This window comes from Cellulomonas sp. Root485, from assembly GCF_001426705.1.
Classification (GTDB): domain Bacteria; phylum Actinomycetota; class Actinomycetes; order Actinomycetales; family Cellulomonadaceae; genus Cellulomonas.
The window spans coordinates 53,795-66,101 of the sequence record NZ_LMFC01000004.1 but is presented as its reverse complement, the minus strand read 5'-3'; the positions used below and the strand labels follow the sequence as shown (position 1 = coordinate 66,101).

Genomic DNA, 12,307 nt, shown 5'->3' with positions numbered 1-12,307 from the left:
CCGCTGCTGGGCGAATCTGGGGCGTTCAGGACGGCGGCGAAGCTGCCGATGCACAGGCATGGCGACAAGCGGCAGCGAGTCAGTCCCCGGTCCCAAGACGATGCGCCTGCGCTACGCCGGGACGTGCCGCGCATGCAGGACGGCGCTTGCGGCCGGGACCACGGGCGTCTATGACCGGAGCACGAAGTCGGTCACGTGCGTGCAGTGCCCGGCACCCGCGCCGCTCGAGACGGCAACCGGCGACACCGTGCCCGAGCCCCCTCCCCCGCCGCCTGCCGAGGTTGAGACAGGGGTGGCAGGCAGTTCAGCGCGGCGAGAGTTCGAGCGTCGCAGCGCGGCCCGCGAGACGCGTATCCGAGACGCACACCCGCGCCTCGGCGGTCTCATGATCGCGGTCTCGGAGCAGCCGCAGAGCACGACCGCGTGGGCGCGCGGCGCTAAGGGTGAGGAACAGCTCGGGCGCGGTCTGGACTCGCTCGCCGACAGGGGCGTGCGCCTGCTGCACGACCGCCGGATCCCTCGCACCAGGGCCAACATCGACCACATCGCCGTGGCGCCCTCAGGCGTTTACGTCATCGACGCCAAGCGCTACGCCGGGCGTCCGACGCTGCGGGTGGAGGGCGGCGTCATCCGCCCGCGCACGTCCCGGCTCGTCATCGGCTCCCGCGACGGCACCAAGCTCGTCGAGGGTGTTCACAAGCAGGTCGGGCTCGTACGGACACGCTCGCCGCTGCGGGCCACAACGACATCCCGGCGCGCGGGATGCTCTGCTTCGTCGACGCAGACTGGCCGCTGTTCGGCGCGGCTCGTTCCAGATCGACGCCGTCGACGTCCTGTGGCCGCGAAAGGCCTACGAACGACTGACCACTCCCGGCGTGCTCGCTCAAACGAAAGTCGATGAGCTCCATCGGCGCCTGGCGGATGCGTTCCCGATCGCCTAACAACCTGCCGATCACGGCCTCCCCTACACCATGCCTATAGACACGGCGATGACGCCGGCCCCGGTCACCCGTCATTGCAGCTGGACGACGAGGCAACTCCGGCCGTAGGTCTATGGTCCTCCCAGCTCTACCGATCGGCACTGCAGGCTTGAGTCACCGGCGACAACGGCCGATGTCCTTCAGATGGCGGCGCCGACCGAGTCCTGACCGCTGGACAGTGTTCCAAGTCGACGCCTTCGGTGGATGCGAGTGTCGGAGCTCCCATCCGCGAAGATATCTCGGCGCCACGTGAGGGTCGCCGCCCACAACCCGACTCTGCCCACAACTGGGCCAGCCGCTTTCCCCGCCCAGATCCAGGAGCCGACGATGGACAACGAGATTCAGCTGATCAGTGATGGTGATGGCCTGGCGGTCATCGGGAATCCGGCGGCTGTCGAACGCTTCCTCGTCTCCGAGGGACTCTCGTCGAAGGACCTCGGACTGCAACGGCTCGGACCTGCGCTCGGCACCGCGGCCGGCGTTGCACAGACCGGTTCGGAGATCGCCGCCAACTCGGGTCGCTGGGTGCAGCTAACCAAAGAGTCCGCGCAGCTCGCCTCCAAGTACCCGATGGTGAAGAACTCCGCAACGGGTCTCAGCACGGGCGTGGTACGCGGAGATAAGGGGCAGTTTGTTGGCCTGCTCCAGTTCGCAAAGGGACCCGGATCGATGCTCGCCAACCCTGCGTTGCTGGCTGGCGCCGCCGGGATCATGGCGCAGGTCGCCATGCAGCAAGCCATGGAAGAGATCACCGACTACCTCGCCAGGATCGAAGAGAAGGTCGACGACGTGCTCCGCGCCCAGAAGGACGCTGTGCTGGCGGACATGATCGGCGTGCACCTCGTGATCGAGGAGTCCATGACCGTTCGCGAGCACACGGGCCGGGTCTCCGAGGTGACGTGGTCGAAGGTTCAGGCGACGCCGGCGACGATCGCTCGAACCCAGGCGTACGCACTGCGTCAGCTCGACGCGCTCGCCGAGAAGCTCGAGAGCAAGGCCCAGATTGGCGATGTTGCCAAGGCGGCCAAGGAAGCCGAGTTGAAGGCTCAGGAATGGCTCGCTGTTCTGGCTCGGTGTTTCCAGCTGCAGGACGCGATCGCCGTGTTGGAACTCGACCGCGTGCTCGACGCGTCTCCCGACGAGCTAGACCGTCATCGAGTTGCACTGAAGGTCGCCCGGCAGAATCGGCTGGACCTCATGTCCAGGAGCACCGAACGCCTCATGGCGCGCATGGATGCGGCGGCGGACACGGCCAACACGAAGGTGCTCCTGCACCCGACGACGTCCCGGGCCGTCGTGCATTCGAGCAACCACGTCGCGACCGCCATCGACAACTTCCATGTGGGTCTCGGGATCGAAGCCAATCGCGAGTCGTTGGAGGCGAAACGATGGATGGACGCGGCCGCGGATGCGAGAGACAAGGTACTCGTGACGGGCGCAGGCGGGGTCGATGCTGCTGGGCGCATCGGTAGCGAGACCCTCGGACGGGCCAAGTCGGTGACGGGCAAACTGTCCAGCGGGATCGCCGAGCGAACGTTCCGTCGACGCACAGACGACTAGAAGGTCTGAGCGAACCGTCGACCACCTGGCGCTCAGCTCGGACCAGTCAGGCGCTTGCCTGGGAGGCGCAGCTCTTGGCAGCGAAGTGATCGATCAGTCTTTCGATCAGCCAGATTGCTCGACCTTCGAGCTCGTGAGCATCAGCCCGGCGAGCGTGCGCCGCGCAGCGGCAGCCGCGGCCGCCTGCTGATCGGGCAGCAGATGCGAGTACGTCTCGGTCGTGGTCGTGATCGACTCGTGCCCGAGCCGGCGCTGCAGCACGAACAGATCGACGCCGGCCGCGATCATCCACGAGGCATGCGTGTGCCGCAGGTCGTGCACACGAGGCCGCTTCGTCAGCCGCGCGGCAATAAGGTCCGGCGCCCCGTCGGCGAGCACCGGCGCGGTCGCGGCGTCGAGGGCCGGCGTCCAGGTCTGGGTCCAGAAGCGCGATGACGAGAGCTGTGACCCGACCGTGTTGGTGAAGACCAAGTCCCCCGGCGCCTTGCTCGCTACAAGCGGTCCGAGCACCTCGACGAGATCGTCGGGCAGCGCCACCGTTCGTCGCGTGCGTCGCGTCTTCGGCGGCCCGACGTACCAGCGCCCCTGCGCGTCGCGCTTCCACGCCTTCGTCACGCGCAGCGTCGGCGGCGTGGCGGTCAGGTCGAAGTCAACGCCGTCGCCTCGCCCCACCGCAGCCCGGTCGCCACGAGCGTGACCACGAGCGGTTGGTAGAACGGCGACACCTTCGAGAGCAGCAGAGCGAACTCGTCGCGCGTCAGCACCGTCATCTCGTCGTGCGTCGCCCGCGACTTGGGCAGCTCGACGCCGGCACACGGGTTGTCCTCGCGGTACCCGAGCCGCACCGCGGTCGTCATCGCCGCGGAGAACAACCCGTGCACGTTGGAGATCGTCTTGGGCGCCAACCCCTTGTCATCCATCTCCCGCACCCAGCCGGCGATGTGCCTGTACGTCATCGCGGCGACCGGGTTCGGCCCGAGCGAAGGACTGATGTGCGCCTCGAGCTGCTTTCGATAGTGCTTGCGAGTATCCGGCCCAACGGACGTCAGAAGGTCGATGTGCTCGGAGATGACATCGTCGACCGTCGGTCCGGTCTTGCGAATTCCCTCGGCGATCCGGGCCGCCTCAAGGGCGTGTCCGCCGGCCGCCTCGATGAGCTGACGAGCCACCGCCGCGTCGCGAAGATCGTCATACGTGAGCGACGTCTGGCGTCCGGTATCCGGGTCGCGCCACAATACGGCGAAGGCCTTCGTGCCATCGCGACGCCGGCGCTCACGGATGCTCGCCATAGACACAAAAATAGCCATCCGTGTCAACGAATGGCTACTTTTGGTCTGGTCAACATGACTTGCGTTTCCGCAGGTCAGGTGGGTGGAGGTGGCGGGAATCGAACCCGCGTCCGATGACGTGGTACCAGGGATTCTCCGGGTGCAGCCTGCTGTGATTTTCTCGGCCCCCACGGTCACACAGGCAAGCCGTGGACGGGCTCAGTCAGCTAAAAGTCCCGGCAATCGCACTGACGACGATTACCAGCAGTGGCTCTCTAGATGACGCTGGTTACTGAGTTGAGAGCGTACTCAGGCCAACGGACTTCGGGACTCGCTCAGGCGGCGAGGGCGAAGTCGGTGCGGTTTGTATTGGCACCTATTGGTTTGCACGGAGCGTTGACGAGATAACCGTGCGTCCTCGACCCGCTTCTCCTGGTTCGACGATCACCGTCGAAACCGATCACCCCCATGTTCAGTTTTCAAGCGCCGACGGAGCGTGAGCAGCGCCAGCTCCACCAGCCTACCTCCCAACCGCGTGCCCCTCACGCTCATTCCCTCGGGCGGGTGTGGCCTGTGGACAACTCGCGCGGCGTGACAGGCGTGCGTTGCTACGGTGCCCGCTCCCTCGTCCAAGGAGTCCTGCGCATGCGTCGTCTCGCCTTCGTCCTGTCCGTCGTCATCGGCTCGCTGATGCTGCTCGTGGGCGGCGTGGCCGCTGCCCTCATCGGGCCGGACGACACCGTCTCGGCGTCACCGATCGAGGTCCCAGCTGCGGCCAAGGTCGCGGTGACGGCGCCCGACCTGTTCCCGTTCAGGAACACCACGTTGCATCTGACGGCGGCGAGCACCGGTGGCGCGGTGTTCCTCGGGACGGCGAACCCGGTGGACGTGGACAGCTATCTCAGCAACGTCACGAGGTACCACGTGCACCGACTAGGCGTGGGCGGAGGTACGGGCAGCGTGAAGGACGGCGAGCTCGCCGTTCCGGGGCTCTCCCCCGAGACCACCACGTTCTGGGTCGACTCCGTCACGGGCGCGGGTGAGCAGTCGCTCGACGTTCCCCTGACCGGCGATCTGTTCACGATCGCCGTGGTGCCGGTGGGTGAGCCTGGCGCCATCAGCTTCTCGGTCGGCGTCACGCTCGGCGGCGCATTCCGTGCCGCTGTCGGCGTCGCGGCGGTCGGCCTGCTGCTCGTCGCCGTGCCGCTGGTCTGGCGACGCCGCGCCGCTGCGGGTGCTTCGCCGGGCGAGCCGGGCCACCCCGGGGTGCGGGAGGGTGCGGCAGACCCCCAATCGACGAGCACGATCGAGGAAGCCCGGAACGCCGCGGTACACCGTGCTCAGAAGCTGAGCGTGCTCGGGTTCGTCGGAGCCGTCGCGCTGACCGGCTGCTCGTCACTCCCCCAGCCTGCGACGTTGCCGACCGAACCACCGACGCAGGTCGCGATTCAGCTGGACGACGTCCCGGCTGCGCTCGCGTCCTACGACGAGCGGAACAATGCGGCGAGGACGCTGTCGGCCGGCTCCTTCGATCCTTCGGGCTGGGCTGCCGCCGACATGGGGCCGGTGCTGAGGTCGGACGAGTTCGACACCGCTTACCGGAAGGCCGTGGGTACGCCGGAGGCTTCCCCGCCCGGCACCCACACCGCGGATGCCGTGTACTCGCCGGCGTTCGACGCGTACCCGATGTGGTTCATGATGGTCGGGACACCGACGACCGACGGCGTCGAGCCGGATCCGGCGGCCGCGACCGGTCGGATCCTCGTGTTCGAGCGAGCGTCCGTGGTCGAGCCGTGGCGGATGAGCCGGGCGGTCGGGCTGCCGAACGACGAACGGCCCACTCCGCTGCCTGTGGGTCCTGCCAGCACGGCGTCCGACGCTCAGGAACTCGCCGCGGTCGCCGCGATGGAGAGCGTGCGCAACTTCCTCGCGACGGGCACCGTGACGACGGTGATGCCCGACGAGAACCTGACCGCTGTCCGAGAGGACTTCGCGAGGGACCACGATGACGCGAGCGTCGGAGCGCTCACGGTCACGCCGATCGGGTCCGCCGAGGATCCGACGGGACCCGACGGCGCGATTCGGCTGGTCGCGGTCGAGGGTGGTGCTCTCGCGACGATCACGTTCGACTACCAGTACAACGTCTACCCTTCGGCGGGGAACACCCTCCACTACACCGACGGGGCCTTTGCGCAGGCGACGGGCCAGGTGGGTGAGCGCCAGACCCTGTCGAACAAGTCCGTGGTGACGGTCGCCGTGAGCATCCCCGATGACGGCCCGCCCGTGGCGCTGAACTCGTGGCCCTTCCCGGTTCTCTGAGGTGCTCCGGCGATCAGGCCGCAGGTCCCTCGCTCAGGGTCACCTGGGCCGACTCCGCCGCGCCTGCTGCGGTGGTCCAGGTCACGGTCACTGTGTCGCCGGGCTCATAGGACGCGATCGCCGCCGAGAGGTCGGCGGCCGACGAGACAGCGGCGCCGTCGATCGCGGTGATCGTGTCGCCCGCGGCAAGTCCGGCGGACGCGGCGGGAGTGCCCTCGAGGACACCGGCCAGCGAGCCGTCGGTCGACAGGGCGACCCCGAGGAACGCCGGGTAGCCGAGGACGATGTCGGCGGAGGCGGTGCCCTGCTCGATCTCGATCGCGATCGCCACGGCGTCCTCGATGCTGATGGCGTAGGCGACCACCGAGCCGTTGCCGGTCGACGCGGCAGTTGTCATGCCGACGACCTCTCCCTCGTCGTCGAGCAGGGGGCCGCCGGAGTCACCGCTGACAACGTCGGCAGCGAACTGGATGAGGCCGGACAGGGTCTCGGCGCCCGAGCCCGAACCGTCCGACGCCGTCATGGTCTGCTCGGTCGCCGTCACCGCACCCGCTGCAGCCACGAGCGTTCCGGTGCCGTCGGCGTTTCCGATGGCCGTGACGTCGTCGCCGGTCGTCACGCCGTTGTCGTCGTCGAGCGCGACCGGGGTCACTCCGCCGGCACCCTGCAGCTGGAGGACGGCGACGTCGTGCGTGGCGTCCGTGCCGACGACGGTCGCCACGTAGGTCTGGCCCGTCGACTCGACCGTGACCGCGATGGACGTCGAGCCTTCGATCACGTGGTTGTTGGTGAGCACCAGGCCGTCCGACGTCAGCACCATGCCCGTGCCGGCGGACTGCGCGTTCTGGTAGCCGAGCGTGCTGGTGATCGTCACGACGCCGACCTGCTGGTCGGCGGTCGCCGCGGTGGCGGCCGACTCGTCGGGGGTCGACGGCTCACCCCACGACGGCGGGACGATCGACGGGACCTGCTCCTGGGTCGTCGGCGGCGCGTACGCCGCACCCTCGATGGTCGACGTGGCCGCGGTGTCGGTGTCCGACGACGCCAGCGCCGCGGCGACCAAACCACCGCCAACGCCGCCGGCAAGCAGGCCGAGGGCGAGTGCCCCACCCGCGGCACCGAACGCGACGCCGCGTCGGACCACCGGCTTCGTCGCGACGGCGACTCCTCCCGACGTGGACAGAGAGGGCTCGGCCGACGGAGAGCCGTGCGGCGACGGCGTCGGACCGGCGGTCGGGGTGACCTCGCGCTCCATCGGCGTCGACGACCCCGACCCCTCGACAGGAGCGCCCGACGCTCCAGAAACCTGCTGCTCGTCCATGGCAAGAACCTCCCCGACGGCCGCCCGGTGGCGCCGTCAAGGAAGAGACAACCGCCCGCACCCGGGAGGTCGCTGGAGTGGACCCATGCGCAGCCTGTGGACCGGTCAGAGGGTCGCGAGCACGTCCTTCAGCGAGTACGAGACCGGCTCCTCGAGCTGTTCGAAGGTGCACGACGATGGCGTGCGGTCCGGGCGCCACCGGCGGAACTGCGCGGTGTGCCGGAACCGCACACCCTCCATGTGGTCGTACGCGACCTCCACCACGAGCGACGGCTCGAGCGGCACGAACGACAGGTCCTTCCCCGCCGACCACCGGCTCCCCGCCGCCTCCCGAGGGGTGCGGGCCTGGGCCGAGTAGTCCCACGGGTGCCCCTCGAGCGGCACCACCAGCGGAGCGAGCTCGGTCACCAGCTCTTTGCGACGCGCCATCGGGAACGACGCCGCAACGCCCACGGACGCGAGCGTCCCGGAGGAGTCGTACAGCCCCAGCAGCAGCGACCCGACTGCATCGTCCCCGGACTTGTGCGGCCGGTAGCCGGCGACCACGCAGTCGGCGGTGCGCTCGTGCTTGATCTTCTGCATCGTGCGCTTGCCGGGTTCGTAGAGACCGTCAGGGTCCTTGGCGACGATCCCGTCGAGCCCTGCGCCCTCGAACTGCGAGAACCACTGCGAGGCGACGTCCATGGAGGACGTCTGCGCGGTGATCGAGATGGGCCCACCAGGCGTCACGATGGACGACAGCACCGCACGCCGCTCCGAGAACGGCCGCCCGGTCAGGTCGTCGTCCCCCAGCGCCAGCACGTCGAACAGCACGAGCAACGCGGGCGTCTCGACGGAGAGAAGCCGCACGCGCGACTCGGCTGGGTGGACCCGCTGCAGCAACGCCTCGAAGTCGAGACCACTGTGCGACGACGACGGCACGATGATCTCGCCGTCCACGACGCAGCGATCAGGGAGGTAGGACAGGACCGCGTCGACGATCTCCGGGAAGTACCGCTGCATCGGCTTGGTGTTCCGCGAGCCGATCTCCACGGAGTCCCCGTCGCGGAACACGATCGCCCGGAACCCGTCCCACTTGGGCTCGTAGAGCTTCCCGGGAGGGATCTTGGCGGCTGACTTGGAGAGCATGGGGTCCACGGGCGGCATCACCGGCAGCGTCATGGACACCAGTCTTACCAGCCCCCGCCACCACCGCCGCCGACGCCCCCGCCGGAGAACCCACCCCCACTGAACCCGGAGCCGCCGGAGGTCCCGGGCGTGGGTGCGGAGATCGACTCGGTGGCCACCGCGGCAAACCGGTCGAGCGACGACGCGAAGGCGGTCGCCCAGTAGATGTTGGCGCCGGGGTAGTACCCGCCGACGTACCAGGAGGGCTGTTCGAAAGCACGTCCCTGCGCGGCGAGCTCCGCGAACACGCGCGCCCACCGGTCGGCGAGCCCGAACACGATCGCGTAGGGCAGGTACCGGCTGAAGATGTCCTCGCCCTCCTCGAACCGCAGCTGGTTCGCCTCGGCGGTGGCCAGGTAGCGGCGGAACCCGAGGGACTGCGCGAGCACGGCGGTGCCGTCGGCGGTGCGGGCGGGGGCGGCGTTGCCGAGGATCGTGACGACGACGCCGACAGCCGCGATGGCCAGGGGCACCAGGGCGATGCCCGCGACGGACGCGCCGGCGGCGAACGCGAAGAACGTCAGGATGGCGCCGACCACGACGAGGACGATGCCGGTGGCGTGCCAGGCGGTGCGGACCGACTTCGGGTTGGCCCGGAACCACCCGGACTCGGTCACGTGGTCGTAGAGGCCGTCCTGGACCTTGGCCATGGAGGCAGCGAACGTGGTCTTCAGGTCGGAGAGCTTGACCGTGGTCGACGACGCGAAGATCGAGGCGAGCAGCTCGTCCTCGTAGGGCAGCAGCGAGCCGTCCTTGTTCTTCAGCTGCACCAGGGTCCAGTCCTTGGCCTTCTTCTTCGGGTTGGACCGCGGCACCTCCTCGATGCGCAGCCAGCCACGCACGGCGAGGTCGACCAGGGTCGCGGTGACGTCGACGGGGTCGGCCTTCTCGTCGACGAGCGTGCCTACCTCCCCCGGCCGCACACCCTCGGGCGGCTGGAACTGCACGGAGACGGCGCCGCGCTTGTCGCGGAATCCGACCATGGCACCGCCGGGCTGGTTGTCGGCCGGGCGCAGGCCGGGGGTCAGGCCGAGGTAGGCCTTGTCGCGGCCGACGCGGCGCATCCGGACGAACGCGAAGATCCCGCCGCCGACCAGCACGAGCAGGCCGAGGACGCCGAACACGGAGACGGGTCGGACGGGGGCCAGGGGGTCGGGCTTGTCGACGAGGATCGGCTCGACGCCGGGGAACGTCCCCGCGGGCCAGCCGGTGACCGTCGAGAGCTGCGAGCCGACGGGGACGAGGTCCTGCGTGAACGACGAGGACGCGCCGGTGAAGGTCGCGGACGTGCAGGGCGTGGTCGAGCCGTACGGTCCGGCGAAGCACACGGCGCCCTCGACGGCTGCGGGACCGGTGACGGCGACGGTGATGTCGCCGAGGGGGATCTCCCAGCCGGCGCCGATGACGTTCCAGTACAGCTCGTCGCCGGAGTGCTGCGCGTTCGCGGGGTTCAGGAGGCCGTCGGCCGTGTACTCGATCCGGTACGTCTGCACGCCGGACACGTCGTCGATGTCCTCGTCGCCGATGCGCAGGATGAGCGCGCTGTCGGTGGACTCCTGGTTCACGTGGGCGGGAGCGCCCGTGGACGACGAGGCGGAGATGTCCGTGTAGCGGAACGCTCGATCCAAGGAATCGTCGTACGACACCCTCGTCGGCAAGGTCAGATACGGACCGTGCCCGGGGTCGTCGCCGAAGTCGAAGTCGAAGTCGAGCGTGACGCGCATGACGCCGTCCGCCTCGAGCGAGGCCGTGACGTCGTACCGCGTGATCTCCTGACCACTGGTCTGGTCGGGAACGGCAGCGGCAGTCAGCGCGACGACGAGCCCCAACGCCAGAAGGAGCGCGCGGAAAGCCCTCACAGGTCGCGCTTCTCGCGGATGGCGCGGGTGGCCTCCAAGTTGTCCTGCCTCTCGCGCAGCGCCTGCCGCTTGTCCCACTCGCGCTTGCCCCGGGCCAGTGCGATCTCCACCTTGGCGCGCCCGTCGAGGAAGTACAGGGACAGCGGGATGATCGTCTGCCCCTTCTCCCGCGTGCGGGACTCCAGGCGGTCGATCTCCTGGCGGTGCAGCAGCAGCTTGCGCTTGCGACGCGGCGCATGGTTGGTCCACGTGCCCTGCGAGTACTCGGGGATGTGCACGCCCTCGAGCCACAGCTCGTGGTTGGTCACCTCGCACCAGCCGTCGACCAGCGACGCGCGGCCCATGCGCAGCGCCTTGACCTCGGTGCCGCTGAGCACCATGCCGGCCTCGAACACGTCCTCGATGACGTAGTCGTGCCGCGCCTTGCGGTTCGAGGCGACGACCTTGCGCCCGACGTCCTTGGCCACGGTGGTCAAACCTCGTTCCCTTGTGATCAGACAGTGCGGGTCGAGACTACCGTCCGCGCGCCAGCGGAATCAGAGGCCCAGCAGCGGGCGCGGGTCCGTCGTCGCGCCGTTCACGTAGACCTCGAAGTGCAGGTGGCAGGCCGCCGACGTCCCGGTATTGCCGGACCGCCCGATCAGCTGCCCCCGCTCCACGTGCTGACCCTGGCTCACCGCGAAGCTGGTCAGGTGGTTGTAGCTGGCGGACAGGCCGTTGCCGTTGACGAACCCGCTGTCGATCATCACCTGGTTGCCGAACCCGAACCGCGACTTGGCCCACGCGACCGTGCCGGAGCGCCCCGCGTAGATCGGGGTGTTGCAGTAGGTCCGCAGGTCGATGCCGGCGTGCAGCCGCACGTAGTGCAGCGTCGGGTGCATCCGCATGCCGTACTCGGAGGTCACGTACATCGGGCTGATGCTGGTCGGGTTGCCGAACAGCCCGCCGCCGATCGCTCCGGGCGGTCCCTGCGGACGGCCGGCCGCGGCGTCACGTGCGCGCTGCTCCGCGATCGCCTGCTCCAGCTCCCGCTGCACCTGGGCGGCCTCGGCGTCTGCCTGCGCGAGCTGCGCCTCGAGGGCCGCCTTGGTCGCGTCGAGGGCTGCCTGCTGCGCCACCTGCTGCGCGAGCAGGTTGTCGAGCGCCTGCTTGGCGGCTGCCGCGGCCGCCTTCGCCGCGTCGGCCTCGACCACCTTCTGGTCGGCCGCCGCCTTGAGCTCGGCGATCTTGTCCTTCACAGCGGTGAGCCGGGCCTCGGCGTTGCGGTTGGCCGACTCCGCGGCCTTGAGCTCGTCGAGGATCTGCGCCTGCGTGCGCAGCGCGGTGGCCATGAGGCCGTACCGCTGGACGAAGTCGTCCGTGCTCTGCGAGTCGAGGATCACGTCGACGCCGGAGACCCCGCCACCGCCCTTGTACGCCTCGCGGGCCATCTGCCCGATCGCGGCGCGCATCTGCTTCGCGTGCTCGGTGTCCGTCGCGATGGTCGTCGTGATCGTCGCCTGCTGCTCCTCGGCGTCGACCAGCCGGGCCGCGATGATCGCCGCCTCCCGCTGCGCCTTCTCCAGGGCGGCCTTCGCGGCGTCGAGAGTCGCCTGCGCGCCCGGGATCTTTGCCTGCGTGTCCGACAGCTGCACCGCGAGCGCCTGGATCTCGGCGCTGACGCCCTCCATCGCCGCCTCGGTCTGCTCGCGCGCCTTGGCGATCGCTTCCTTCTGCGCCTCGGCGGCCTTGCGGCGGTCGTCGATGCCGTCGGCGGCGGCCGGGCCGGCGACGAACGCCGTGATCAGCAGGGCCAGCACGGCCAGGACGGCGGAGAGGCGGAGTCGGTTCACG

Annotated in this window: 10 protein-coding genes and 1 other RNA gene; 3 read left to right on the top strand and 8 right to left on the bottom strand. The window is 69.3% G+C overall.

The annotated features are described in order from the left end of the window. The first annotated feature begins 58 nt into the window (after positions 1-58). Positions 59-901: a nuclease-related domain-containing protein gene (locus ASD16_RS22475; protein WP_369817997.1), complete on the top strand. Its 843-nt coding sequence runs from the start codon at positions 59-61 to the stop codon at positions 899-901. A gap of 406 nt (positions 902-1,307) precedes the next feature. Further along, positions 1,308-2,540 (top strand): hypothetical protein, encoded by a 1,233-nt coding sequence (locus ASD16_RS17840; protein WP_055920867.1) that lies wholly within the window; start codon positions 1,308-1,310, stop codon positions 2,538-2,540. A 105-nt stretch (positions 2,541-2,645) separates the two neighbouring features. Here ASD16_RS17840 and ASD16_RS17835 read toward each other — a convergent pair whose 3' ends face one another. From ASD16_RS17835 to ssrA, 3 genes are all read right to left on the bottom strand, one after another. Next, complete coding sequence (locus tag ASD16_RS17835) at positions 2,646-3,155, bottom strand: site-specific integrase (protein ID WP_162250318.1); 510 nt, start codon at positions 3,153-3,155, stop codon at positions 2,646-2,648. 23 nt (positions 3,156-3,178) lie between these two features. Beyond that, complete coding sequence (locus ASD16_RS21955; RefSeq protein WP_162250317.1) at positions 3,179-3,829, bottom strand: hypothetical protein; 651 nt, start codon at positions 3,827-3,829, stop codon at positions 3,179-3,181. Positions 3,830-3,909: 80 nt separating this feature from the next. Beyond that, positions 3,910-4,276, bottom strand: a transfer-messenger RNA (tmRNA) gene (gene ssrA, locus ASD16_RS21570). Between the two features lie 177 nt (positions 4,277-4,453). Here ssrA and ASD16_RS17825 point away from each other — a divergent pair. Beyond that, positions 4,454-6,127, top strand: a complete 1,674-nt coding sequence (locus ASD16_RS17825) for a hypothetical protein (RefSeq protein ID WP_055920858.1) — start codon at positions 4,454-4,456, stop codon at positions 6,125-6,127. A gap of 13 nt (positions 6,128-6,140) precedes the next feature. Here ASD16_RS17825 and ASD16_RS17820 read toward each other — a convergent pair whose 3' ends face one another. The 5 genes from ASD16_RS17820 to ASD16_RS17800 all read right to left on the bottom strand — a co-directional run bounded on the left by ASD16_RS17820 (position 6,141) and on the right by ASD16_RS17800 (position 12,306). Beyond that, complete coding sequence (locus ASD16_RS17820) at positions 6,141-7,448, bottom strand: S1C family serine protease (protein ID WP_235523399.1); 1,308 nt, start codon at positions 7,446-7,448, stop codon at positions 6,141-6,143. Between the two features lie 105 nt (positions 7,449-7,553). Further along, on the bottom strand, positions 7,554-8,609 hold the full coding sequence (locus tag ASD16_RS17815; RefSeq protein ID WP_055920852.1) for an ATP-dependent DNA ligase: 1,056 nt from the start codon (positions 8,607-8,609) through the stop codon (positions 7,554-7,556). An 11-nt stretch (positions 8,610-8,620) separates the two neighbouring features. After that, the gene (locus ASD16_RS17810; RefSeq protein ID WP_235523398.1) at positions 8,621-10,474 is read right to left on the bottom strand and encodes a DUF2207 domain-containing protein; all 1,854 of its coding nucleotides are present in this window, start codon (positions 10,472-10,474) and stop codon (positions 8,621-8,623) included. Beyond that, positions 10,471-10,941 (bottom strand): SsrA-binding protein SmpB, encoded by a 471-nt coding sequence (gene smpB / locus ASD16_RS17805; protein ID WP_055921678.1) that lies wholly within the window; start codon positions 10,939-10,941, stop codon positions 10,471-10,473. The genes ASD16_RS17810 and smpB overlap by 4 nt, the downstream gene beginning before the upstream one ends. A 69-nt stretch (positions 10,942-11,010) precedes the next feature. Beyond that, a complete protein-coding gene (locus ASD16_RS17800; protein WP_055920849.1) occupies positions 11,011-12,306 on the bottom strand; it encodes a M23 family metallopeptidase in 1,296 nt (431 codons plus the stop codon). Position 12,307 lies beyond the last annotated feature (1 nt).